The sequence below is a fragment of the Clostridium sp. BJN0013 genome (assembly GCF_040939125.1).
Taxonomy (GTDB): Bacteria; Bacillota; Clostridia; order Clostridiales; family Clostridiaceae; genus Clostridium_B.
In genome coordinates, this window is record NZ_CP162495.1 from 1,086,118 (window position 1) to 1,111,599 (window position 25,482).

Below are 25,482 nucleotides of genomic sequence, written 5' to 3' on the forward strand. Positions count from 1 at the left end.
AAAATAGCAGTGACTTTATAGAATAGGAGTGAATTTAGTGTCTAATATAAAAATAGAACAAAAAAATACAAATAAAATTGTCGAAAAGTCAAACTCAATTGAACAGATTAGATATGGATGTGCCCTAGGGGCTGTACACAGTGTTTTCGCAATTCCAAGAGTAATTCCAATTGCCCATTGTGGTCCAGGATGTGTGGACAAACAAACTTCTAACCTGGCTTTCTATAATGGATTTCAGGGAGGAGGCTATGGAGGAGGGTCTGTTGTTCCAAGTTCCAATATTTATGAAAAGGAAGTTGTATTTGGTGGTGAAGATAGATTAAGAGAACTTATAGATGCAACTTTTAAAGTTCTGGATGCGGATTTATTTGTAGTTATGACAGGATGTATTCCAGATACTGTTGGAGATGATGTTGGGGCTGTAGTGGGCGAATTTCAGGATGAAGGTCGTCCTATAGTGTATGCAGAAACAGGTGGATTTAAAGGAAATAATTTTACAGGACATGAACTGGTTACAGAAGCTATCATCGATCAATATGTAGGTGATTATGATGGACCTTTAGAAAAAGGACTTGTAAATGTGTGGTCACTTCTTCCTTATCATAATACTTTTTGGAGGGGAGATCTTACAGAAATTAAAAGAATCCTAGAGGGTATAGGTTTAAAGGTCAATATATTATTTGGGCATGAAAGTGCAGGGGTTTCAGAGTGGAAAAATATTAAAAAAGCACAATTTAATCTGGTAGTATCCCCATGGCTGGGTCTTAAAACTGCAGAAAAATTAAAGAAAAAATATAAACAGCCTTATTTGCATATTCCTATAATTCCAATAGGAGCAAAGGAAACCAGTAGTTTTTTAAGAAAAGTAGTAGAATTTTCAGGAATTGATAAAGTTAAAGCGGAAAAATTTATTGAAGAAGAGGAAAAGAAATATTATGAATACCTAGAGGATTTTTCTGATTTTTATGCAGAGTATTGGTGGGGATTACCAGCAAAATTTGCAGTTATAGGTGACAGTGCATATAATTTAGCCCTGACAAAGTTTTTGGTAAATCAATTGGGACTGATACCTGCCATACAAATTATTACGGAAGATCCACCTGAAAAATATAGAAGTGGTATTCGGGAGGAATTTAAAAATATAGCAGAAGATGTTTCAGTAGATATAGAATTTGAAGAAGACAGTTATACCATTCATGAAAAAATAAGAAAAACAGATTTTGGTCATAAGCCCCCTATTATTTTTGGAACTACCTGGGAGAGGGATCTCACTAAAGAATTAAAAGGATCCATAGTTGAAGTGGGTTTTCCGGCATCTTATGAACTGGTGCTTTCAAAATCTTATGTAGGTTATAGAGGAGCGCTTACTTTGCTTGAAAAGATATACACTACTATAGTTGGAGCGAGTGCATAATTTTAATGTAAATGTAGTTTGAATAAATTTTATAATCATATTTTCAATTTGAGGAGGAACATATATATGAGACAAATAGCTATTTATGGAAAAGGTGGAATAGGTAAATCTACAACCACACAAAATTTAACAGCCGGTTTATCGGAATTAGGAAAAAACGTCATGGTAGTTGGATGTGATCCTAAGGCTGATTCTACAAGACTTCTTTTAGGTGGACTTGCACAAAAAACAGTGCTAGATACTTTAAGGGAAGAAGGAGAAGATGTAGAATTAGATTATATAATGAAAACAGGTTTTGGTGGAATAAAGTGCGTTGAGTCCGGTGGACCGGAACCAGGAATAGGATGTGCAGGAAGAGGAATAATTACATCTATAAATATGCTGGAGAGATTAGGAGCATATACTGATGACTTAGACTATGTTTTTTATGATGTATTAGGAGATGTTGTGTGTGGAGGCTTTGCTATGCCTATTCGTGAAGGAAAAGCCAAAGAAATATATATTGTGGCCAGTGGTGAAATGATGGCTCTTTATGCTGCAAACAATATATCAAAAGGAATAAAAAAATATGCTAAAAAAGGAGGAGTAAGGTTAGGTGGGATTATTTGTAACAGCAGAAATGTAGACAATGAAAAAGAATTGTTAGAGGCCTTTGCAAAAGAATTAGGCACTCAGTTAATTTACACTGTTCCAAGGAATAATGTGGTCCAAAAAGCTGAAATTCACAAACAGACAGTAATACAATTTGATTCTGGTGAAGCTCAGGCAGCTGAATATAGATCTCTTGCAAAATCCATAGAGGAAAATGAACTATTTGTAATTCCAAAACCTATGAGTCACGAAAGACTTGAGGAAATATTTTTAGAACATGGGCTTATAGATTAGCGTAAATCAAGTTATTCTTAGGTTCAGGTGGAGTTTGCTATAGAGAAATACTTATCTCCATCTGAACCTTATTAACAGTATTCTTAGTGCCTTTAGCACTTAGAATACGTTATCCTTTAGGGGAAGAACTTATCCAGGCGCGCAGCAGTGTTTATCTCCCACTTTGAAGAAGATGGGAGTGTTAGCTAATTACCGTGTTCGGATAAAAGTAATTTTAACATTAATATAGTCAGATACCTAAACTATATGTTACTTTAATGTAGAATTAAATATAGGGGGTAGATAGTTTTGAGGGTAAATATAAAGTCACCAGAAGTTGAAATTAGAGAGAGAAGACTTGGCTCAATCACGGGATTTTATGGAAGTGCATCTGAACTTTGTAATAAATCAAAATCAGGAAAACTCTGTGATAGAATACATTCTTTTAGCCAATGCTTAGGATGCAGCTCAGGTAATGCATTGTGTCAGCTGGCTTTAATACTGGATGCTGTGGTTATAAATCATGCTCCACTGGGCTGTTCAGCTGATTTTTCAGATTTTAACTTTATAAATAGAGTAGAAAGACAAGCAAGAAATATTCCGGTTGCAAACGCAAATTTATTAAGTACAAACTTAAATGAGGAAGATACTATATATGGGGGAAGACAAAAATTGGAATCCACTATAGAAGAAGCATATTATAGATTTAAACCTAATGCAATATTTATAACAACTTCCTGTGCATCTGGAATTATAGGTGATGATGTAGATACCATAGCCCAGGAAGCTGAGAATAAATTTAATATTCCGGTTGTATATGTTTCATGTGAAGGCTTTAGATCTAAAATTTGGACCACTGGTTTTGATGCAGCATATCATGCAATAATCAGAAAGATAGTAAAACCACCAATTAAAAAAAGAAAAGATACAATAAATGTGATTAATTTTTGGGGTACCGATATTTTTACTGATTTATTTGGAAGGATTGGTTTAACCCCCAATTATATAGTACCATTTTCTACAATAGATCAATTGGAAAAAATATCTGAAGCAGCAGCTACAGTGCAGATTTGTCCCACACTTGGAACCTATTTGGCTGCATCTCTTGAACAGGAATATGGAGTGCCGGAAGTTAAAACTCCACCTGCTTATGGAATAGAGGGAACGGATGCCTGGTTTAGAGAACTTGGCAGTATAACCGGGAAAGAAAAAGAAGTGGAGGAATTAATTAAATCAGAAAAAGAAAGAATATATCCTGAGCTTGAAAGGCTGAGAGAAAAATTAAAAGGAAAAAGGGTCTATATTACAGCAGGTGCTGCCCATGGACACAGCATAATGTATATTTTAAGGGATTTGGGCATTGAAATTGTAGGAGCATCCATATTTCATCATGATCCATGTTATGACAACAGAGATAATAAAGGAAAGAGTTTAGATCACTTAGTTGAAACTTATGGAGATATAAAACATTTTAATGTATGTAATAAACAATCATATGAACTTATAAATTCCCTTAATAGATTAAAACCGGATGTATTTGTGGCACGTCATGGCGGTATGGCTATATGGGGAGCCAAGCTTGGTATACCAACATTTTTGATGGACAATGAACAATTTGGATTAGGGTATCAAGGATTATTGAATTATGGAAATAAAGTTTTGGATGTACTTGAGACTCCAGAATTTATAAAAAATATTGCTGCACACACTAAACTCGCATATACGGATTGGTGGATTAATCAAAAACCTGATACTTTTTTGGAGGTAAACAAGCATGAGTAAAATATTGGAACAGCCTAGACATTATTGTACTCTTGGAGCACAACAAACAGTAACTGCAATAAAAAGTGCAATACCAATAATTCATTCAGGACCCGGATGCGGTGTAAAACTCTTTAGAGGGCTTAGTACAAATTCTGGCTATCAAGGTACAGGATATTCTGGAGGGGGAACAATCCCATGCACCAATTCAACTGAAAGAGAAGTTGTATTTGGGGGAGAAACAAGGTTAAGAGAGGTAATAGATGGAACTCTTAAAGTGTTAAAAGGAGAAATTTTTGTAGTTCTTACGGGGTGCACTGCGGATATAGTAGGGGATGATGTGAGTCAAGTAGTAAAAGACTACAAGGATCAGGGAGTACCCATAGTATATGCTGAAACAGGCGGATTCAAAGGTACAAATTTTAAAGGACATGAGATAGTGATCAAAGCTATAGTAGATCAGTTTATAGGGGAAAGAAATCCCCAAATTAAAAAGGGTCTTGTAAATGTTTGGTCGTCAGTTCCCTACCAAGATAGCTTCTGGGCAGGAAATCTAAACCAGATAAAATATCTTTTGGAGAATATAGGGCTTAAGGCCAACATATTATTCGGGCCAAAATCCAGAGGATTAGAGGAATGGAATTCAATACCAGATGCTCAATTTAATATTGTAGTTTCTCCCTGGGTTGGAATTGAAACAGCAGAATTTTTAAAAGAAAAATATGGTACACCTTATTTGCATTATGCACTGCCGCCTATAGGTGCTGGGGAAACCAGTAAATTTTTAAGAACAGTTGGAGAGTTTGCTGATTTGGATTCTAGTAGAGTTGAAGATTTCATTAAAAATGAGGAAGATAATTTTTATTATTATCTAGAGAGAGCAGCTGATTTTTTTCTTGAATTTAGGTATAGCATACCAGATAGATTTTTCAATATAACAGATTCTTTTTATGCACTTGGTATAAGTCAGTTTTTATTAAATGAACTGGGCATTCTTCCAGGCGAACAATATATAACAGATGATACGCCTAAGAAATATCAAAATAATATAATAGATGAATTCAGTAAAATTTCATCCACTAGAAAATTTGAAGTATTTTTTGAATTAGATGGCGGAAAGATACATCAAAGGCTTAGAAAATATAATTTAGGAACACATATTCCATTAATTTTAGGAAGTTCATGGGATAGAGACATAACCAGGGAATTAAATGCTTTTGGAATAAATATAACTCTTCCTGTTATGCATAGGCTTGTACTAAATGGAGAGTACCTGGGATATAATGGTGTAACTAAACAGTAGTTGTAAATTTATAAATAACTGCAATAATAAAAAACATTATTTATAGATTTATGAATAAGACGATAAGCACCCCATGTTCGTAAAGAGCATGGAGTCATAGAGATAGAATCTATGCAAAATTTCTTGAATTGCTGGAATCCCCTAAAGCTAACTAAACTACAACGTAGGTATGAAATAAAACCAAGCGTGAATGTTACGAAAGTAGAAAAAATTAGTTAGATGGCATAAGGTTAAATCCTAAGTGCTGTAAAAATGGGCAATCAGCAGCTAAGACCCGAATATAGGGTAAAGTTCAACGACTATCCTGTGATGGGAGTAGGATTAAGCAATCCGAAGTGGGAAATGCCCTTTTGCAAGGGTAATGATATAGTCTGAGCTTATGTGAGAGCATAAGAAGTTCATAAGAGAACTGCTTAGTGGCAGCGTACTAAGTGAACAACGTCAAAATTCTATTATAAATTTGTTGAAAAAATAACACCCTGTTTAAGAGCGTTAATGTAATCTTTTAATGTTATTTAAAAATGATTCGATAGCTTTATCTAATAATTTTGACATTGGTGTTCCTGTTTCTTTAGAATAAGCTTTTAGTTTATTCAGTAACTCAGTATTAACTGCATTTGAAAAAGGAGTTCTATTTTTCAAATCTTTGTCAGCCATGCCATCACTTCAAAAATATTATATAACATTTAAATAGCCTTTGTAAGTAATTGGACATTGGGTATAATAATATTAGAAAGTGAGGTGAAAGATATGATAAGAGCAATTAAGATAAGATTAAAACCAACAAAAGAACAAGAAATATTAATGTGGAAATCAATAGGTATAGCCAGATTTGCTTACAATTGGGGTTTAGCAAGGCAAGAAGAAAACCATAAAAATAGTGGTAAGTTTATACCATGTAGAAAATTAAGAGATGAATTTAATAAGTTGAAGAAGACAGAAGAATTTACATGGTTGAACGAAGTGAGCAGCAAAACTATTAACCAAGCGTTTGACGATTTACAAATAGCTTATGATAATTTCTTTGATGGAATAGCTAAGCATCCTAAATTTAAATCTAAGAAAAAGTCGAGAAAATCATTTTATGTTAGACACGATGCCGTTAAATTTAAAGATGGCAAGGTTAAAATGGAGAAAATAGGTAAAATTCAATACAAAACTAATTATGATATTCCCGATTTACCTAAGTACACTAACCCAAGATGTCATTTTGATGGCCGATACTGGTATTTATCTTTAGGATTTGAACAGGGCGAAAACCAAGCCGGGTTGAATAAAGATTTAAGTGTAGGAATAGATTTAGGAGTTCATGATTTAGCTATAGTAAATTGTCTGGACAATCCTATAAAAAACATTAATAAATCAGGTAAAGTTAAGAAATCAAAGAAAAAACTTAAAAGATTACAGAAACAAGTATCAAGGAAGTATGAAGCAAATAAACAAGGACTCCAATTTATCAAGACTAATAATATTGTTAAATTGGAAAAGAAGATAGGACTCATACATAGAGAGCTTGGCAATATTAGATTAAACCATATTCATCAAGCTACCAATAAAATAATTAAGTTAAGACCATATAGGGTAGTTATGGAAGACTTAAATATAACAGGTATGATGAAGAATAAACATCTATCGGAAGCCATACAAGAACAATGCCTATATGAATTTATGAGGCAGATTAAATATAAATGCGGGTTTAATGGAATTCAATTTGTTCAAGTTGATAAATTCTACCCATCAAGTAAAACATGTTCTTGTTGTGGAAGCATAAAGTCAGATTTAAAACTGAAAGATAGGGTTTATGTCTGTCCTGAATGTGGATTAGTTATTGATAGAGACAAAAATGCTTCAATAAATCTTGGTAATTATAAATTAGTAGAATAATCACATGAAAGATACTACTAATGTGTAGGATGAGTTGTATCCGAATTTAAGCTCTGGGAGTGTTATATCAAACGAAAGTAGTATATCCTTTTAGGATTACAAAATCGGACACTATGAATAGAGAATTAAACAAATTTATATATATATTTATACATTCGTATAGATTTTTATAGAATTTTGGCAACTGGTTTAAGACTCATTGAAGATATATATGGTAATATATTGGAAACATATAAATAAATATAAGTTATAGTTATATTAAATATGCTGACTAGAAAACTAGAGGTTGTATCTTAATTAAGATTCAGCCTTTTTATTTTTGTAAAATAAACTAATTAACTTCAAAGTATAATAAATTAGCCGTTTATATGGTGATTTGTTTAATAGAAAATATGATATAATTCTAATGTACTTTAAGTACACAACTATATAACATGGAGTTAACAAAGCTATGAATAAAAATTATTTTACCAATGCAGTTGCCATTGCTAAAGATATATGTATAAAGAAACTGAAAGAAGGAGACATTGCAGTAGATGCTACTATGGGAAATGGAAATGATACTGTATTTTTAGCGGAAATTGTGGGACAATCAGGAAAGGTATATGCTTTTGATATACAACAAGATGCTGTTAAAAATACACAAAAAAAGATAGCTTACAAAAATCTTTTTAAATATGTAAAGCTTATAAATGACGGACATGAAAATATGGACAATTATATAAGTGAAAAAGTGAAGCTTGTTATTTTTAACCTTGGATATTTACCCAAAGGAGAACATTCCATTACAACTAAGGCAGATACTACACTTGCAGCACTTAAAAAGGCGTTGAATTTAATTGATGAAAATGGGGTGGTAATTTTGGTAGTATATTATGGCCATGAGCAGGGGAAATTTGAAAAAATGTCTTTGGAAAGGTATGTAAAAACATTAGACCAAAAGAAATATAATGTGGTTAAAATGAATTTTATCAATCAAATTAATAGCCCACCTATGCTTATTATAATTGAGAAAAGGTAGAGGGATTTTCAGCAGCAAGGAGATGCTCGTAAAGAAATCCTTGCTATTTTAAGTTTTTAATGGTTATGGTGCAACTGAAAGGAATGAACATTATTGTGAATAAATATGATAAAAAAATATTTATAGTAGATGATGAAGTAAAGATTACAGAGGTTATAAAATCCTATCTTGAAAATAGTGGATATTTTGTATATGTGGCATATAATGGTGTAGATGCCATGAATCTATTTAATAAGATAAATCCTGATCTTATAATTTTAGATTTGGTGCTTCCTGATATTTGTGGAGAAGATATTTGTGAAATGTTAAGAAAAAGATCAAAAGTTCCTATTATAATGCTTACGGGAAAAACAGATGAAGAAGATATACTTAATGGACTTGATATAGGGGCAGATGATTACATGACAAAACCCTTTAGTCCAAGGCAACTTGTAGCTCGGGTGAAAGCTTTGCTTAGAAGAACTGAGGATGAACTTGGAGAAAAGAATTCTTTATTTTCACTTAATGATAATGATTTAATAATTAATGATTTAAATTATGAAGTTAAAAAAGCAGGTAATATAGTTAACCTTACACCTATTGAATACAATATATTAATAACTATGGTCAGATATCCTGGGAAAATTTTTACCAGGGAAGAGTTAATCATTGTTGCATTGGGACAGAATTTTAAAGGTTATGATAGGACTATTGATTCTCATATAAAAAATTTAAGATACAAAATAGAAGATAATCCTAAAGAACCAGAATATATTTTAACTATGAGGGGCATAGGTTATAAATTTGGAAGTGTTTAGGGGGCATTTTATATGAGAGATAGTTTAAGAAGTAGATTGACCCTATCCTATATACTTATTTCTCTTGTATGTATATTGACTATAAGCATTCTCACAAATGTGTTTCTTGAAAAACAATTCAGAGAATACACTATTCGTAACCAGGAACGTAAAAATGAAGAAATAGCTGACTTGATAGGCAAGCAATATGGTGATAATGGAGTGTGGAATTATACTGCCATCGAGAATATAGGAGTTAATGTTATTGAACAGGGAATGATTATAAAAGTAATAGATAATTATGGCAGGGTAGTATGGGATGCAGCTGTCCATAATAATGGGCTGTGTAAGCAGATGCTAGATAACATGGTTAACAAAATGAGCAGACATTATAATAATTGGGATGGAAAATACCGGGTTAAGGAATATTCAATTTATCATAATAAAAATAAAATAGGAAATGTAGTAGTAGGTTATTATGGTCCATTTTACTATAATGATAATGATTTTGCTTTTATTCATGCACTAAATAAGCTCCTTATAGGTACGGGTGTATTTTCTCTATTTTTTGCACTAATATTAGGGGGATTTATGGCTAAATGGCTGAGCAATCCTATTACAAGAGTCATTAGAACCGCAGAAAATATTTCTAAAGGTTATTTTAAAAATAGAGTTAAGGAAAAATCTAAGACAAAAGAAATTAAATTATTGATTTCCACAATTAATAATTTAGCTGAAACTCTAGAAAGGCAGGAATTATTGAGAAAAAGGATGTCAGCTGATGTTGCACATGAACTGAGAACTCCCCTTGCAACCATTCAGAGTTATATAGAAGCAATGATAGATGGCATATGGAAGCCAGATAGGGAAAGATTAATGAGCTGTCATGAAGAAATAATGCGGATAACTAGATTGGTTGGAGATCTAGAAAAATTGGCAAAGTATGAAAGTGAAAACCATAGATTAAATAAAACTGAATATGATATCTATGAACAGATACAAGGTATAATATATAATTTCGAGACTAATTTTAAAAATAAAGGTGTAGAACTGCATTTTTATGGAAAAAGTGAAAATATAGTTGCCGAAAGAGATAAAATAAGTCAGGTTATAATAAATTTGATATCCAATGCATTAAAGTATACTCCAAAGCATGGGTTGGTAGAAATAAGAGTTGGAAGAAGAGAAGACATGGTAAAAATAAGTGTAAAAGATACTGGAATTGGAATTTCTCCAGAGGATTTACCCTTTGTTTTTGAAAGATTTTATCGTGCAGATAAATCCAGAAATAAATTAACAGGCGGTTCTGGAATAGGATTAACAATAGCTAAAACTATTGTAGATTTACATAAAGGGAGAATAACAGTACAGAATAATCTTGATAAGGGCACAGAATTTATAGTTTTATTACCTAAGGAATCTTCTAATAAATAGGCAGCTAGCAAATATGTTTGTATGCAGTTAAAAAAATATTAACAATTTCTCCATGAAATCTCCATAGTATTTTTATAAAATATAAATTTTATATTGACAAACGTATTAAATTGTATTAATATAGTAAGAAAATAATAATGCTAGTATATTACTTGAGCTAACTAGAAAGCTAGAGGCTAACAGTTCCTTTTAATTAAAGGGAGTTGTTAGCCTTTTTTAGTTAGTTTTAGTTGATGATTTTAAGGAGGTAAAGTTGTGAATAAGAGAAGAGTATTATCCATAGTACTTGCATTTGCATTGGCAATAGCAACTCTAAGTACTAATATAAGTTTATCCACTGCTAGAGCAGCATCTGGAGCTGGAGAAGTAACGAGAACAAGTGGCTCTGACAGGTACCAGACAGCATCTCAAGTTGCTGTGACGAATTGGACAACCTCAGATAATGTAGTATTGGTGTCAGGTGAAGGTTATGCAGATGCAATAAGTGCTTCTGTACTGGCTAAAAAATTGGATGCACCTATACTTTTAACTACTCCAAAAGTTTTAAATTCATACACGAAAACAGCACTGGATACATTAAAACCAAAGAATGTATATGTTATTGGAGGTAATGCCTCTGTTTCTAAAGAAGTTAGAGATTTTTTAAAAAATTCCTATAATATTATTGAGCTTGGCGGTGCTAATAGATATGAAACCAATGTGGCTGTAGCAAAAAAACTTGTGGAACTGGGAGTAGATCCATCTAATGCAATTTTGGCCAGCGCAGAAGGATTTTCAGATGCTTTGACAGTTGCTTCAATTGCAGCTGTAAAAGAACAAATATTATTACTTGGTACTAATGATTTAAATTATATAAAATCTGTTAAAGATTTTATAGATGGGCATAAATCAAGTATTACCGTGGTAGGAACTGATTTTGTCATTAATGATAATACTTATAAAGCAGTTAATGGAGTAAAAAGAATAAGTGGAGGTACAGACAGATTTGATACAAATCTTAAAGTTCTAGATGCTTTTAAGGGCGATATAAAAACATCTAAATTTTATGTAGCAAATGCAAGTGGCAATGGCTATGCAGATGCTCTAGTTGCCTCAGTGCTAGCAGGTAAAAATGAGGCACCGTTGGTGTTGTTAGGTAGTGAAACATCTAAATCTACTGCCAATGCCATTGAGTATATAAAGACAAATTTAACTGATTCATCAAGAGTTGAAGTTTTAGGTGGAGCTGGTGTTATTCCAGAAAACATTGTTACTAAAATAAAGGGTTACATATCATCAGCTGGTAATGAAACCAATTCGGGGACTTCAACTACCGTACAGACTTTTACAGGGTATATTCAAGATCAGGATTGTTTTATTAGCTATGCTCCAAATTATGGTGATGATACAAAAACGTGTTTATCAATGAAGCCCTGTGTAGCAAGTGGATATGGAATAACAGCCCTTGAAAGTGATGGCAGTTATAAATTCTACTATTTTGATGGGGATTTTGCAACTTTTCCTGATAGAAAAACCTTTGATGGTACTGGTTCACAGCTATCTGCATGGAATTTAATACAAAATACTATAAAGAAAAATAATATAACTATAACCGTGAAGGGTAAGTTGAATGGAGAAATAAAAACTGCCTCAGATGGTAATACTTATCCGGTAATTACAGTAACATCCTTAGCTGAAAATTAGTTTCTGATTCAAAATCTGGGTATTAAGAAAATACAGGTTGAATATCTTTTCTTAATACCTTTTTTAAAAATAGAATATGAGGGGGAAAATAATGGACAATCATCTACTACTTTTTTTAAAAAATCTTTTTTATTTAAAGTATCTTCCGAAACTTGGAAATAATGCCAGCTTTAGTTTGATTTTTTTATTTGGAATACTAACTTCAATCCACTGCATTGGTATGTGCGGAGGAATTGTTCTTACACAATGTATAAATAAATATGAAGTTAAAGCAGTTGATAAAAAACTTAATAAAAGTACATTTTTCCCTATTGCAATCTATAATATGGGCAGAGTAATATCCTATACTATCATTGGAGGTGTAGTTGGCGGGATTGGACAGGTTTTGACTCTATCAGGGACTTTTAAAGGTATTATTCCAATTATTGGTGGAATGTTTATGATTATTATGGCTATAAATCTTCTTGGCATATTTCCTGTGCTAAGATATTTAAATATTTCAATGCCCAAATTTGTTGTAAATAGAATTGTGGGAAAAAACAGTAGTACAAGCCCTTTGATTGTAGGATTATTAACGGGTTTAATGCCCTGTGGACCTTTGCAGATGATACAACTTTATGCTCTCAGCACCAGAAGTGCCATCTATGGAGCAGTTTCTGCCTTTATATTTACATTAGGTACTATTCCAGGTATATTTGCATTTGGTACATTTAGTGCAATAATCAATAAGAAGTTTTCAAGATATATTTTAAAGTTCAGTGCTGCTTTAGTAATTATTCTTGGTATTGTAATGATTGGGAGAGGTCTTGCACTCACAGGTGTTGTATTTCCATCATTTGTAGATTCTAACAATAAGACAGGTGACTATGAAGTCTCTGTTGTCCATGGAAATATACAGACAGTGACTACGAGCATTGGACAGGATTATTTTCCGCCAATTCAAGTTGCAAAAGGAATTAAAGTTAGATGGACTATAAAGGTTGATAAGTCGGTCTATTCTGATTGTAATAATGCAATACAAATACCTGTTTATAATATAGAAAAGAAATTTGTTGTAGGAAACAATATAGTAGAATTTATGCCAGATAAAGAAGGAGAGTTTGTTTATACTTGCTGGATGGGCATGATTAAAAGCAAAATCAAAGTAGTATCAAATGAAACATTAACACAAGCAGCTAATTCTAATAGTTCAACTAGTTCAACAAAACAAGTGACTAATTTTAGTACTCAAGTTTCAAGAAGTACATCACAAAAGGAGAATTCAGCGGTATCATCAAGTAAAAATGAAAACAATATTTCAATGTCAAATACTGTTAGTGACGTTGAAAATTCAGATAATAAACCTCAATCCATACTTGAATGGCTTAGAGATAAATTAACACCAGGAGGTAATGAAAGTACTAAAAGACAGCAAAAAACTCAAACTTGGATTGGATGGATTTTTGATAGGGATTGTATTGGCATTAATCCTGTAAAACATACAAAAGCATGCAATATTATGGGATCTTGTTACGCCAGTGGTCTTGGAATTATTCCATATGTTGAAGGCAAGTCTTTTGATACCTATAAGGCAATGAAAGATTTTGTAGTTTTTGATGGTGAAAGTAAAATAGTAGCAAAATCATTTATAGAAAGTTTACCGGAAAATTGGAGGACGAATATAACTATTAAAGTAACTGGATATCCTGTAAATAATATACCTACAAATAAGGATGAGACTAACGTACCTGAACAGGATTCATCCAAAGTAGATCATTACTTAGGCGGTATTCATATTACATCTATAGAGGCATATTACATTGAGGGAATATCAACAAATAAGCTGCCGTCACCAAATATAATTTTTCCTAAAAAATAATTATTGTAGATAGCAATATTAAAATATGTATACCTTAAAATAAAATAGCGTAAAGGAGGGGATAAGGTGATAGAAGTAATAAATCTCACCAAAAACTATGGAAATATAAAAGCTGTAAACAATTTGAATTTTGAAGTTAAAAAAGGAGAGATAGTAGGTTTTTTGGGACCAAATGGTGCAGGCAAATCTACTACAATGAATATAATAACAGGGTATATGTCTTCAACAGGGGGAACTGCTAAAGTATGTGGTTTTGACATTTTAGAAGAACCTATAGAGGTAAAAAAACGTATAGGATATCTGCCAGAACAAACACCTCTCTATACAAACATGACTGTAATAGAATTTTTAAATTTCATAAGTGATTTAAAATTAGTTGAAAAGAAGCAAAAAAAGAAGCATTTAGAGGAAATTATAAAAAAAGTTAATCTGATACAGGTGAAAGATAGGTTAATTGGGAATCTTTCCAATGGATATAAGCATAGAGTGGGTTTGGCACAAGCACTTATAGGAGATCCAGAGATACTTATTTTGGACGAACCCACAACGGGGCTTGATCCAGCACAAATAATAGAAATAAGAAAACTTATAGTAGATTTGGGAAAAGAACATACAGTTATATTGAGTTCACATATTCTTCCAGAAGTAAGTGCTGTATGTCAGAAAGTGATTATAATAAATAAAGGAGAGATTGTTGCAGTAGATACCCTTGATAACTTGTCAAAAAGATTTATCAACTATTCAAAGTTTCATATTACAATGGTTGGAGATAAAAAACTTATAGAAGAAAAACTTTCAGGTATTGATGATATAAAATCAATACAGGTAGATAAGGAAAAAGAAGATAATGTTATAAGTTATATTATTGAAACAAGTAAAGATAAGGATGTGAGGAAAACTCTTTTTTATGTCATGGCTAATGCAGGGTTACCTATACTTGAATCCAAATCATTAGATACTTCCTTAGAGGATATATTTGTTCAACTTGTAACAGACGAAAAGGAGGTAAAATAAAATGAAGGCAATTTTAAAAAATGAGATTAAATATAATTTTAATTCCCCTATGTATTATATTGTAATTGGATTGTTTATATTAGTAACTTCCATATATTATTTTATTGGAAATGTTTATAATCAATCTGTGGATTTAAGCAGTTTGCTTGGGACTATGAGTATTATTTTATTATTTATAGTACCTATTCTTACAGCTAAAACTATAGCTGAGGATAAAAGAAATGGTATGGAAATACTGTTAATTACTTCTCCTACTAAATTATCACATATTATTTTAGTAAAATTTTTTTCTGTTTTATTTGTATTTTTTACAATTGTTTGGATTTCATTTATTTATCCCATAATATTATTTATTTTTTCTGATTTATCAATTACTACAGTTGTTGGACAGTATTTAGGCTTTATTCTTCTTGGGATAGCCATGATAGCTTTTGGAATATTCATTTCTTCGCTGACGGAAAGTGTGGTGACAGCATCTGCTATAAGTTTTATAGGGCTTTTAATTATGATGCTTATAGAGCCTATAAGTAATTCTTTTGGTGGCAGTATATCTAAAGTGTTGAACTGGTTTTCAATATTTTCAAGATATGATGATATAACTAAAGGAATTTTTTCACTAAATACTGTTATTTACTATTTAAGTTTTGCCGCTGTATTTATATTCTTAACTATTAGGATAATAGAAAAAAGGCGGTGGCACAACAATGTAAAATATAGTTTTAATTCTTTAACGCTTGTTATATTAGTAATAGTAATTGCTATAATTGTAAATCTTCTGGCAGGGCAAAACCCTATAAAATTTGACTTATCCTCAAATAGACTATACTCCATAGGTGATACTACTCAGGCTATTATTGGAAGATTAAATAAAAATGTAGTAATATATGGACTTTTTGATGATGGAAAAATTAATAGTGATTATAAGAGAGTGGATGAGTTACTGAGTAAATACGAAAATAAATCTAAAAATCATATAACTGTAAAATATGTGGATCCTGATAAAAATACAAGAATAATTAAACAGCTTGATCCTGATGGAAATCTTGAATTAAAAAAAAATGATTTTGTTGTAATTAGCGGTAATAGGCTTAAAAAGCTGTCTTATGAGGATCTCTTTCAAATTAAAGTAGATCAGTCTTTTTCACAATACGCTGCAGCTTCCCAGGCAGAACAGGGTTTTACAGGTGCAATTAAGTATGTAACTTCTGATATAACTAATGTTGTTTATTTTGCTGAAGATAATGGCGAAGATAACTTACAGAGTAGCTATAAAACTTTTAAAAGCAGTTTGGAAAAAAATAATTTTGTTATTAAGTCTGTAAATCTTAATGCAGTAAAGGAAATACCCAAGGATACAAGTGTTTTAGTGTTTTTATCTCCAGAAAGAGATTTAACAATAGGTGAAAAAGATAAAGTGAGTAAATTCCTTAATAATGGAGGAAAAGCAGTATTTTTATTTAACTCTATTAGTTCTGATCCTGCCTTTACTCAATTTGATGCAATCATTAAAGAATATAATTTATCACTAAATTATGATAGGGTGAAAGAAAATGATGAAACAAAACATTTACCAGATGATCCTTATTCTTTAATACTTGATGTGGGAAGTAATGAAACAATACCCCTTGAACTTTCAGGAATGCTTATGGATAACGCCAGGAGTATAAATATTTTAAAAAATGAAAAAAAAGAAATCAAAGCTGCTTCACTAATAAAGACAAGCAATACTTCCATTGGAGAACAAATGGATAAAACTAAGGGTAAGGATAATGAAGGACCATTAAATTTGGCAGTGGCTGCTGAAAGTAAGGCTACATTAAAACCTTCACAGATAATTGTTTTAGGAAGTTCCGTATTTCTTAATGAAAGTACTAAGCAGAAATATTTTTCCTATTTTAGCACTGGAAATTATTTTTTCATAAGTGCATTAAATTGGACACAGGATAAAAGTAGTGATGTGATTATAGGTGCAAAATCATTAAACAGCGGAAAAATTTCTATTAGTCAGTTTAGTGCAAATATAATAGGTTTTTTTGTTATAGGTGTGATACCTGTAAGTATATTAGGGTATGGTTTGGCTGTCTGGTTAAAAAGGAGGAACCTATGAAGTTTTATAAAAATGTAATTATACTGGGTATAATAGTTGTACTACTTTCAGCTGCTTATTTTATAACTGAAAGAAAAAATGCACAAAGTGCCATAGAAACAAGTACAGCTAATAAAATAAAAATCTTAAACTTGAAGCTAGATGATATTTCTAAAATTGAAATAAATAATAAAAGGGAAAAATTATTATTTGAAAAAAAACAGGGCAAATGGGTGTTAGTAGAACCAGCAGACATAAAATATGACCAAGCGGTTGCTAATGGTCTGCCATTAAGTATATTCTATATTACAGCTAATAAGTTAATAGCTGAAAAAAGTACTGATTTTACCCAGTATGGGTTAGATAATCCTGCAATAATATCTATTAGTACACCGGGTGGTAAAAATAGTACATTAGAAATAGGAAATCTAACTTCCTCTAAAGACAGTTATTATGCAAAATTGAATGAGAGCAGCAGTATTTATACTATTGATAAAAATAAAGTTGAGTCCATTTTACTTACACAAAATGCAGTAAAGGATAAAAATGTATTATCCCTTAGTCGGGAACTCCGTCCTAGAATGTTAGCAGAAGATATTACTAGGGTAACTTTGAAAAAAATAGTACACTAGTTTTTTCAGCTAAAAAAATACTGACGGTGACAATTGGTCAATTATTGCACCAGTTGAAGAAAAGGCAGATAAAAATAAAATAGCACCGGTACTAGATGCTGTATCTAAAGTTCTTGCTCTAGAATTTATAGATGATAATCCTGCAAATTTTGATAAGTATGGTTTAAAAAATCCTCTTTATAGTTTAGAGTTTGAAAATTCAAAAGGTATAAAAAAATTATATATAGGAAATGAAAAAGAGGGTAGTGAATATTATGCTAGAGTTGAGGGATCAAATGATGTTTTTTCTTTAAGTGAAGAAGGATTTACTTTTCTTGATGAACCATTAAAAGAATTTGTTGAGGAACAAAAATAGTTTATCCCAATGCCGCAATTAGCAAACACCTATCCAGGATTGAAAATAGTAAATTGTGAATCGTGAACTGTGAATTGAATATACAGGAGGAGTGAAAATGAAAAATAAGAAATATTTATACATATTTTTAATATTATTTTTGATAGCATTAAGTATAGGGTGTTTTAAAGTTGAAAATAAAAAAACTAGCAGTAATACTGACAAGCAAAAAACTGCTGTAGTAAAAAACGACAAGTCAAATACTAAAAATACCAGTAGTACCAAAAGTACGGCAAGTGATGAAGGCAATTCATCTAAAACATCAAATATAAAAGATAGTACTATTGATAATTCAAATAATGAGTCATCGGAAAGCAATTTAAAAACTGGACAATCAAAATCAGAAGCTTCTAATACTGTGCCAGCACAGGTACAAACACCAGCACCAGCACAAACTACAACAGTTACTTTAACAGGCTTTATTCAAGATGAAGATTGTTTTGTTCAGTATGTGGATTCAGACACTGGCAAAGCAAAGCAAAATCCGGGTAATGATACAAAAGATTGTTTGTTAATGCAGGCTTGTGCAAACAGCGGATATGGAATAACAGTACTTCAAAGTGATGGAACTTATAAGTTCTATTATTTTGATGGAAAATTTGCAACTGGAAAGGGAGAAAGTTTTATATCAGGGACTGGTACCCAGGCGTTAGCATGGGAACTAATTAATAAGACAAATAAACAAGATCATATTGCTGTTACTGTTACAGGAACTTTAAATGGAGACACAAGAACAAATACAAACGCTGCTTTTCCAGCTAATGCAGATGGGAAATATTATCCGATTATAACTGTGTCACAATTGTACGAGAATTAAAGTACCTGAAAATCAAGTAATTCTAAAGTTCAGATGGAGAAAGAATTTCTTATGAGCAAACTCCACCTGAAGCTCTGAATCACTTGATTATCTGTTGAACTTCATTTTATTAATATTAAATTCACCACTTATTTCATCTTGTTCATATTCTATATGTGATATTTCCAGGTTATTATTGGATATCTTATAATTTGAGGAAACGCATCCTGAGTTATTGTATATATTTCTAAATTGCTTTAATTGTTTATTAGACTTTAAATTCATCTTATATTCTCCTCCAGGCTTGATTGACAATATTTACATTTGAATATCCGTTAATGTTATTCTCTCCCATGTTGTGAATTGCTCCATCAAAGATGTATCCATAACTCATGCCAGCTGTTTCAATAATTCCTGAACATACAGAAAAATTACCTAAGGAATCCACTACTTCTTCAGGAGAGAATGGGATATTGAAAGAAAAATCTTTTTCATAGGTTTCATAAAGATTCCATATTTTTTTCTCTAATTCATCTGAACAGTTTTTTATAGGAAGTTTAATTATATTTTTGGCTTCCCGCCTTGTTATCATGTAGCTGTGTGATTGAAGTTTTTCTGTTAAAATATTTACAATTTCATTTATCTTATATTCATCCTGATAATTCATATGCATAAGCAGCAATTCTTTTGCAACAGTCCTTATTAACGCATGACTTCTGAATATACTTCCTACAGCCAAAGGATGAATATGTTCTGTTAAATTGGTAAAAACTTTAATTAAAGTTTCATCGGTCTTAAGACCTATAACATCTTTAGCAATAGAAAAGAAAGAATATACATCCTCTACATTAATGGGAAGCTTCATATTATTACCATCTTCAGGATTAAAAACGCTGGTTATGTTAGGGTCTACAGGACTGAGTTCTCCCATTTTAGTCATGATTATTTCAGAAGCTCCAAGGCATATTAAGGTACCTGCACTATAGGCTTTATAAGGTATTAACACCGAAAATTTACTGCAATATTCGTATATAAGTTCAACCAGACGGAGAGATGTTAGTACGTCTCCTCCTTTAGTAAAAATGAATAGATCTATTTTATCTGTTTTTCCTGTATGTTCAAGTAGTTTATGAAAAACTGGAATAATATCAGGAGCCACTCTTATGTTGACATTTTGCCTATCCCCACAGAAATAGCATATTACTTTGGAATTACGTTCTTCTGATATATCTTCAATTAATTTATATCTGGTTTCATTCATTATTAATCACATCCCAAAATTGAAAATTAGAATTTAGTTAAGATTATTGTTTGAAATTCCCCTTATATATATTCAAAGTAATAAATTTTTATTTTTAAATGTTTTTTATGATTTCCGAATAATTTTTCCTTTAATATACAATAATAAGTACTGTAAAAAATAAAAATTTAGGAGGTACATTATTATGCAAATTAATACTAATAATTTAGAACAACAAGGAGCCAATATACAACAGTTAAGATTTGTCCCAATATCTTCCAATGTTTCGTGCATGGGTACTACTGTTAACTATGGAATTGGTACACATTCAGGAGTGGCAATGAATGCTTTTTCCAATAATTCTCAACCTATGACTAGCTGGACTGTTAGTCCACAGGTGGGATATATTAATGCTTCTCAAATGACTAATACTACACCTTGCATTTCAGCATCTCAATTTGGTCAAATGGGAAGTGGAACTTTTAATGGTATAACTTATAATACTCAAATTCCTATGGGAAGAAGTCTTATGATCCAGCCTACTGTAGATATTTCAGAAACATCCAGTGATATTATGGTGTCTGCTTATGTATCGAATTCTGCAATAAATGATTTGAAACTTAATGTTACTGATGATTCATTAACGATATCTGGTACTTTATTAAATGGTTCTAATCAATTTGTATTAAATAGAACAATTCCGCTTTCAACAAGTGTAAGGGCAGAGGCTGTGGAAGCTACGCTGCAAAGTGGAGTTGTTGAAATTAGATTGCCAAAAACAGAAAAATTTAATAGATCAGCTCATACTTTAAGTAAAGATACAGGCAGTGTAATGATAAGTAAATAATATCATTATTATTATAATTAAATCACTTTTATATTAAATAAAAGGGTACCCTTGAACTGTTGACAAATATATTTTGTCAACAGTTTTTTATATAAATATAAATAGTTAGAGTTTTATATGATGTTTGAGTAAATATTTTTTGCAGATTAGGGGGAATATATTTATTGTATAGATTGAGGTGGTGTAAATGGATAATAAGGAATATAACATAAATCACAATGTTGAAAATATAAAGAATCTATTGGGAGAACAAAGTGAAGTAATAGTAAGGAACTTGCTTATAGGAAAAAATAATTGTATAGAAGCTGCAATTATTTATTTAAATGGTCTTATAAATAAAGATGTGATAGATAGAGATATATTAAATCCATTAATGTTACATGTTAAAGAGGATTTTACAGGGAAAAAGGATATAGAAGACTACATACGAAAGAGATATATCGCTGCTAGTGATTCTTGTATTGAAAAAGATATAAATAATGTTATAAACAGTATTAAAAGAGGAAAAACTGTGTTGATAATTGAAAATTGTTGTAACTTTATTGTGATAAATACTACAGGTGGAAATTATAGAACCATATCTGAACCGGAAAATGACCTTTCTTTAAGAGGGCCAAGAGAAGGTTTTGTAGAGAATTTAGAAACCAATATAAGTATATTACGGCGGAGAATAAAAGATAGAAATTTAATAATGGAAAAGTTTACATTAGGAAGAAGATCTCAAACAGATTTGGTAATTATGTATATAGATGACGTAGCAGATAAGGAGTTCCTTAAGAGGATGAAAGATAAAATAAATAAGATAGATATAGACTTCATCCCAGCAAATAGTGTTATGGAACAATGTATAGAAGAACATCCTTATAGTGTTTTACCTCAAACCGGCGGCTCTGAAAGACCTGATGTAATAGAAGCAGGTTTAATGGAAGGTAAAATAGCTTTTTTGCTAGAGGGCACACCTTATGTTACAACTTATCCTTCCATATTTGTAGAATTTTTTCAAACTGCAGAAGATTATTATGGCAGGACATTACAAGCATGGTTTATCAGATTTGTAAGACTTATAGCTGTATTTATAGTGATATCTCTTCCTGGAATATACATAACATTCATTAAATTTAATCCAGAACTTATTCCTGTTGAATATATTAAGTCTCTTATAGAATCAAGACAGGGTATAGTGTTGACTCCTTTTATGTCTTTGCTGGTTATGCAGTTAACTATAGAATTTTTAAGGGAGGGTGGACTTAGGATGCCGCGAAAAATAGGGCAGACAATTAGTGTAGTAGGAGGTATTATAATTGGCGATGCTGCAATTCAGTCAAAAGTTATAAGTTCACCTACCTTGCTTGTGGCAGGAATTACTATAATAGCTTCTTTTGTAATATCTAATTATCAAATGTCTATTGGCATAAGAATTTTAACTTATCCCATGCTTATATTGGCAAATTGGCTTGGAGTGCTTGGTATAGTTATAGGATGGTTTTCCATATTGGCTTATCTCTGTTGCTTGGAGAATTTTGGAGTACCATATATGGCATTTTACAAAAGTGACATGAAAGATATATTTATAAGGACACCTATATGGAAGATGAATAGAAGACCCAGAGCCATCCCCAACAACGATTCTACTAGACAAGGCAATTTTGGAAATAAGAAAAATGTATAAGGGCAAAGATACATTTTTAACCCCCAGCCAATTTACATTTACATTAAAATCAGCTATGGTAGGTATTGAAATAATGTATATACCTAACAGTATTATAAAATTTGCAAAACAAGATAGCTGGATTAGCTGTATATTAGGAGCGGTATATCCTTTATATATATTGTTCATAGCAAACTATTTATGTAAAAAATCTTATAAGGAGGATATATTGATATTAAGCAAAAAATGCTTTGGAAATATTTTTGGCAGTATTTTGAACTTTATTTTTATATCTTACTTTTTATTCATGCTTACATCAGAATTTTCAGGATATATTCAGGTGTTTGAAATATATGCCACTGGATTTTTAAAAAACTATCAGATGTTATTTACTACTTTGATTCCTGTAACCTATATTGTTTATAATGGCATAAAACCTTTAGGCAGATTAAATGAAGTAGGGTTCTATTTAACTATAATTTTACTTGTTATTCCCATAGGGATTTTAGCTTATGGAACTTTTTTGAATTTAATGCCTGTATTTGATAATAGTATAAGTAATATATTAAAAGGTTCTATACACACGGTTTTCCCTTTTTCAGGTATGGAAGTTATACTTCTTATTTATCCTTTTTTGAAAGATAACAAAAATTTATTAAAATGTGGTTTAGAAGCAGTTGCTATTGTAACATTTATTTATACATGGACAGTTTTTGCAACTATTTACTATTTAGGTATTGAAATTTCTCCCAAATATTTATGGCCTGTTTTAACATTGGCTGATAGTGTACATATTCCCATTGTAAATAGCTTTAGATTTGTATTTATAGCCCTGTGGTCTTTAGTGCAGTTTAAATGCATGGCTACTTATTATTTTTCAGTTTCTTATAGCTTGAATCAATCTATAAAAAAGATATCCCCTCAGACATTTACATTGTTATTATATCCTTTAATAATTATTATAACTAGTTTATATGGAAATCCTACAACAAGGAGAATTTATACAGATAGAATAATCAATGTATATGCAGTATTTAATATGATATATATTTCTACAATAGCAATTTTAATTCATTTTAAAAAGGATAAAGTAGTAAGAAAAGCTTAAGTGTAGAATTGTAAAAACTCCCGATGTACATTTATTTGCATTCGGGAGTTCTGATATTATCAAATTATTTAATTCCTGCTAAATTTTTATGATCTATTACTTGAGGCGGCTGTTCAAATAACTTCTTACTTATCATGATATCCAAAATGTCTTTAGGATATTTTATAAGTTCTTCTGTGAATTTAATGTAAATATTTTTTTAAAATCAAATTATGTTATTAAAATGCCTACATAGCAATTTTAAAAATATTAAATACATCTTCTACAGTTGCCTGTCTTGGATTTGTAAAAATAGCTATATCTTTTACTGCATTATTTGAAAGAAATCGTAAATCCTGTTCTTTTACCCCTATATCTTTTAAACTTATAGGAATACCTAGCTCTCTAGATAAAGTTTGAATTTTATTTTTAATCTTACAGAGAGCTTCATCTTGATTTGATGCATCTTCTCCCATAGTACTGCACAGCTTAAGAATTCTTTTATCAGGTATGGATGGAGAATTAAATTCAATCACGTAGGGTAAAAGCACTGTATTACAAACTCCATGAATTTGTTGATAAAAACCATCTATTTGATGAGTCATTGCATGAACAAGACCTAAACCTGCATTATTAAATGCGAGTCCTGCCATTATATTGGCATACATCATCTGTTCTCTGGCTTCTAAATCATTTCCATTATCACAAGCTCTTTTTATATAGGTAAATACTAGTTTTAGAGCACCTAGGGCTAAAGCATCTGTAGCAGGGAAGGCTTCGGTGGAAACGAATGATTCTATAGCATGGGTAGCTGCATCCATCCCTGAACTAACAGTTACATCAGGAGGCATAGATGGCATAAAAATAGGATCATTTACAGATATTATAGGTGTCATTTTGGGATCACCTATATCTATCTTTAACTTTCTGCTTTCATCCGTTAAAATTACAAAATTTGATATTTCTGATGCAGAGCCAGAAGTGGTATTAATTGTTATAAGCGGTAAACAAGGTTTTGTCATTTTTTTATAGCCTTCATAATCTGTTATTGATCCTCCGTTGGTTGCAATTATTGCTATACCTTTTGCACAATCATGACAAGTACCACCACCTATGGATATAATAAAATGGTAACCTCTCTTTAATGGATTTAAACCTTTTTTAAAATATGTTAGACCATCTTCTACAAATGAAATTGTAGAATTAGGATGTAATATACCATCAAATATGTCATAAGAAATAAATAAACTTTTCAATATTTTTTCAATCATTTCAACGTAACCAAGACTTATTATGTTTTTATCTGTAACGATTAAAGCCTTACTTAATTTGTGGGGCATTAAATAGTTTGGTAAATTTTTTAGTGCACCAGTACCTATAAGATTGATTGATGGACATAAAAAATTATGAGTATTTTCCAAGATTTATCCCTCCCATACTCAAGTATATTTAAGCGGATAGACAATTATAGTTAAATATCTTAAAATATAAGATGAATTCTATCCTAAGGTTGAAATTGGTTAATACTCCAGTTTCTTGAAAGTGGGGATAAGCATTGCTTACGTCCCTGGATAAGTTCTTTCCCTAAAGGATAACGTATTCTAAGTGCTAAAGGCACTAAGAATACTGTTAATAAGGTTCATATGGAGAAAAGTGTTTTTATGAATAAGATCCACCTGAACCTCTAAATCACTTGGTAAATTAAATATGTATGTAGTATTTACTATAGCTAATATAATT

General features: G+C 31.2%; 23 protein-coding genes. 18 read left to right on the forward strand and 5 right to left on the reverse strand.

The features are described 5' to 3' along the window. Positions 1-37 precede the first annotated feature (37 nt). The 4 genes from AB3K27_RS05765 to AB3K27_RS05780 all read left to right on the forward strand — a co-directional run bounded on the left by AB3K27_RS05765 (position 38) and on the right by AB3K27_RS05780 (position 5,342). Positions 38-1,414 (forward strand): nitrogenase component 1, encoded by a 1,377-nt coding sequence (locus tag AB3K27_RS05765; RefSeq protein WP_368490287.1) that lies wholly within the window; start codon positions 38-40, stop codon positions 1,412-1,414. 66 nt (positions 1,415-1,480) lie between these two features. Then, positions 1,481-2,299 carry a nitrogenase iron protein gene (nifH, locus tag AB3K27_RS05770; protein WP_368490288.1) on the forward strand — a complete coding sequence of 273 codons (819 nt, stop codon included), beginning with the start codon at positions 1,481-1,483 and terminating at the stop codon, positions 2,297-2,299. A 288-nt stretch (positions 2,300-2,587) separates the two neighbouring features. Further along, positions 2,588-4,060, forward strand: coding sequence for a nitrogenase component 1 (locus AB3K27_RS05775; protein WP_368490289.1), 1,473 nt, complete (start codon positions 2,588-2,590; stop codon positions 4,058-4,060). Further along, the gene (locus tag AB3K27_RS05780) at positions 4,053-5,342 is read left to right on the forward strand and encodes a nitrogenase component 1 (RefSeq protein ID WP_368490290.1); all 1,290 of its coding nucleotides are present in this window, start codon (positions 4,053-4,055) and stop codon (positions 5,340-5,342) included. The genes AB3K27_RS05775 and AB3K27_RS05780 overlap by 8 nt, the downstream gene beginning before the upstream one ends. A 492-nt stretch (positions 5,343-5,834) precedes the next feature. Here AB3K27_RS05780 and AB3K27_RS05785 read toward each other — a convergent pair whose 3' ends face one another. Further along, positions 5,835-5,999 carry a ribbon-helix-helix domain-containing protein gene (locus tag AB3K27_RS05785; RefSeq protein ID WP_368489747.1) on the reverse strand — a complete coding sequence of 55 codons (165 nt, stop codon included), beginning with the start codon at positions 5,997-5,999 and terminating at the stop codon, positions 5,835-5,837. A 93-nt stretch (positions 6,000-6,092) separates the two neighbouring features. Here AB3K27_RS05785 and AB3K27_RS05790 point away from each other — a divergent pair, with 93 nt between their 5' ends. The 11 genes from AB3K27_RS05790 (at position 6,093) to AB3K27_RS05840 (ending at position 18,941) form a co-directional block, all read left to right on the forward strand. Beyond that, positions 6,093-7,226 carry an RNA-guided endonuclease InsQ/TnpB family protein gene (locus AB3K27_RS05790; RefSeq protein WP_368490291.1) on the forward strand — a complete coding sequence of 378 codons (1,134 nt, stop codon included), beginning with the start codon at positions 6,093-6,095 and terminating at the stop codon, positions 7,224-7,226. Positions 7,227-7,677: 451 nt separating this feature from the next. After that, a complete protein-coding gene (locus tag AB3K27_RS05795; protein WP_368490292.1) occupies positions 7,678-8,247 on the forward strand; it encodes a class I SAM-dependent methyltransferase in 570 nt (189 codons plus the stop codon). A gap of 83 nt (positions 8,248-8,330) precedes the next feature. Then, positions 8,331-9,044: a response regulator gene (locus AB3K27_RS05800; RefSeq protein WP_368490293.1), complete on the forward strand. Its 714-nt coding sequence runs from the start codon at positions 8,331-8,333 to the stop codon at positions 9,042-9,044. 12 nt (positions 9,045-9,056) lie between these two features. Beyond that, positions 9,057-10,457: an ATP-binding protein gene (locus AB3K27_RS05805; RefSeq protein WP_368490294.1), complete on the forward strand. Its 1,401-nt coding sequence runs from the start codon at positions 9,057-9,059 to the stop codon at positions 10,455-10,457. A 255-nt stretch (positions 10,458-10,712) separates the two neighbouring features. Beyond that, positions 10,713-12,140 carry a cell wall-binding repeat-containing protein gene (locus AB3K27_RS05810; RefSeq protein ID WP_368490295.1) on the forward strand — a complete coding sequence of 476 codons (1,428 nt, stop codon included), beginning with the start codon at positions 10,713-10,715 and terminating at the stop codon, positions 12,138-12,140. A gap of 91 nt (positions 12,141-12,231) precedes the next feature. Next, a complete protein-coding gene (locus AB3K27_RS05815; protein WP_368490296.1) occupies positions 12,232-13,998 on the forward strand; it encodes a sulfite exporter TauE/SafE family protein in 1,767 nt (588 codons plus the stop codon). Between the two features lie 66 nt (positions 13,999-14,064). Beyond that, entirely contained in the window at positions 14,065-15,012 is a 948-nt protein-coding gene (locus AB3K27_RS05820) for an ABC transporter ATP-binding protein (RefSeq protein ID WP_368490297.1), read from the forward strand. Between the two features lies 1 nt (position 15,013). Continuing rightward, the gene (locus tag AB3K27_RS05825) at positions 15,014-17,119 is read left to right on the forward strand and encodes a Gldg family protein (protein ID WP_368490298.1); all 2,106 of its coding nucleotides are present in this window, start codon (positions 15,014-15,016) and stop codon (positions 17,117-17,119) included. Continuing rightward, positions 17,116-17,730, forward strand: coding sequence for a DUF4340 domain-containing protein (locus AB3K27_RS05830; RefSeq protein ID WP_368490299.1), 615 nt, complete (start codon positions 17,116-17,118; stop codon positions 17,728-17,730). The genes AB3K27_RS05825 and AB3K27_RS05830 overlap by 4 nt, the downstream gene beginning before the upstream one ends. Before the next feature lie 43 nt (positions 17,731-17,773). Then, the gene (locus AB3K27_RS05835) at positions 17,774-18,085 is read left to right on the forward strand and encodes a DUF4340 domain-containing protein (protein WP_368491185.1); all 312 of its coding nucleotides are present in this window, start codon (positions 17,774-17,776) and stop codon (positions 18,083-18,085) included. Between the two features lie 97 nt (positions 18,086-18,182). Continuing rightward, a complete protein-coding gene (locus AB3K27_RS05840) occupies positions 18,183-18,941 on the forward strand; it encodes a hypothetical protein (protein ID WP_368490300.1) in 759 nt (252 codons plus the stop codon). 87 nt (positions 18,942-19,028) lie between these two features. On the opposite strand, the gene AB3K27_RS05845 is transcribed toward AB3K27_RS05840, so the two are convergent. Then, entirely contained in the window at positions 19,029-19,205 is a 177-nt protein-coding gene (locus AB3K27_RS05845; protein ID WP_368490301.1) for a hypothetical protein, read from the reverse strand. Position 19,206: 1 nt separating this feature from the next. Further along, on the reverse strand, positions 19,207-20,181 hold the full coding sequence (locus AB3K27_RS05850; protein ID WP_368490302.1) for a hypothetical protein: 975 nt from the start codon (positions 20,179-20,181) through the stop codon (positions 19,207-19,209). Between the two features lie 184 nt (positions 20,182-20,365). On the opposite strand from AB3K27_RS05850, the gene AB3K27_RS05855 reads away from it, so the two are divergent. From AB3K27_RS05855 to AB3K27_RS05865, 3 genes are all read left to right on the forward strand, one after another. Beyond that, positions 20,366-21,007 carry an Hsp20/alpha crystallin family protein gene (locus tag AB3K27_RS05855; protein WP_368490303.1) on the forward strand — a complete coding sequence of 214 codons (642 nt, stop codon included), beginning with the start codon at positions 20,366-20,368 and terminating at the stop codon, positions 21,005-21,007. A 187-nt stretch (positions 21,008-21,194) separates the two neighbouring features. Then, positions 21,195-22,676 carry a spore germination protein gene (locus AB3K27_RS05860; protein WP_368490304.1) on the forward strand — a complete coding sequence of 494 codons (1,482 nt, stop codon included), beginning with the start codon at positions 21,195-21,197 and terminating at the stop codon, positions 22,674-22,676. Next, the gene (locus AB3K27_RS05865; RefSeq protein WP_368490305.1) at positions 22,669-23,763 is read left to right on the forward strand and encodes a GerAB/ArcD/ProY family transporter; all 1,095 of its coding nucleotides are present in this window, start codon (positions 22,669-22,671) and stop codon (positions 23,761-23,763) included. The genes AB3K27_RS05860 and AB3K27_RS05865 overlap by 8 nt, the downstream gene beginning before the upstream one ends. A 64-nt stretch (positions 23,764-23,827) precedes the next feature. Here AB3K27_RS05865 and AB3K27_RS05870 read toward each other — a convergent pair whose 3' ends face one another. Then, on the reverse strand, positions 23,828-23,956 hold the full coding sequence (locus AB3K27_RS05870; RefSeq protein WP_368491186.1) for a DUF3231 family protein: 129 nt from the start codon (positions 23,954-23,956) through the stop codon (positions 23,828-23,830). Positions 23,957-23,990: 34 nt separating this feature from the next. Next, positions 23,991-25,163: an iron-containing alcohol dehydrogenase gene (locus tag AB3K27_RS05875; RefSeq protein WP_368490307.1), complete on the reverse strand. Its 1,173-nt coding sequence runs from the start codon at positions 25,161-25,163 to the stop codon at positions 23,991-23,993. Positions 25,164-25,482: the final 319 nt, after the last annotated feature.

Bases quoted from the DNA above. Each gene is read 5' to 3' on its own strand.
- nifH (WP_368490288.1), top strand. From the start codon at position 1,481: ATGAGACAAATAGCTATTTATGGAAAAGGTGGAATAGGTAAATCTACA.
- AB3K27_RS05780 (WP_368490290.1), top strand. From the start codon at position 4,053: ATGAGTAAAATATTGGAACAGCCTAGACATTATTGTACTCTTGGAGCA.
- AB3K27_RS05785 (WP_368489747.1), bottom strand. From the start codon at position 5,999: ATGGCTGACAAAGATTTGAAAAATAGAACTCCTTTTTCAAATGCAGTT.
- AB3K27_RS05790 (WP_368490291.1), top strand. From the start codon at position 6,093: ATGATAAGAGCAATTAAGATAAGATTAAAACCAACAAAAGAACAAGAA.
- AB3K27_RS05795 (WP_368490292.1), top strand. From the start codon at position 7,678: ATGAATAAAAATTATTTTACCAATGCAGTTGCCATTGCTAAAGATATA.
- AB3K27_RS05800 (WP_368490293.1), top strand. From the start codon at position 8,331: ATGAACATTATTGTGAATAAATATGATAAAAAAATATTTATAGTAGAT.
- AB3K27_RS05805 (WP_368490294.1), top strand. From the start codon at position 9,057: ATGAGAGATAGTTTAAGAAGTAGATTGACCCTATCCTATATACTTATT.
- AB3K27_RS05815 (WP_368490296.1), top strand. From the start codon at position 12,232: ATGGACAATCATCTACTACTTTTTTTAAAAAATCTTTTTTATTTAAAG.
- AB3K27_RS05825 (WP_368490298.1), top strand. From the start codon at position 15,014: ATGAAGGCAATTTTAAAAAATGAGATTAAATATAATTTTAATTCCCCT.
- AB3K27_RS05830 (WP_368490299.1), top strand. From the start codon at position 17,116: ATGAAGTTTTATAAAAATGTAATTATACTGGGTATAATAGTTGTACTA.
- AB3K27_RS05840 (WP_368490300.1), top strand. From the start codon at position 18,183: ATGAAAAATAAGAAATATTTATACATATTTTTAATATTATTTTTGATA.
- AB3K27_RS05845 (WP_368490301.1), bottom strand. From the start codon at position 19,205: ATGAATTTAAAGTCTAATAAACAATTAAAGCAATTTAGAAATATATAC.
- AB3K27_RS05850 (WP_368490302.1), bottom strand. From the start codon at position 20,181: ATGAATGAAACCAGATATAAATTAATTGAAGATATATCAGAAGAACGT.
- AB3K27_RS05855 (WP_368490303.1), top strand. From the start codon at position 20,366: ATGCAAATTAATACTAATAATTTAGAACAACAAGGAGCCAATATACAA.
- AB3K27_RS05860 (WP_368490304.1), top strand. From the start codon at position 21,195: ATGGATAATAAGGAATATAACATAAATCACAATGTTGAAAATATAAAG.
- AB3K27_RS05865 (WP_368490305.1), top strand. From the start codon at position 22,669: ATGTATAAGGGCAAAGATACATTTTTAACCCCCAGCCAATTTACATTT.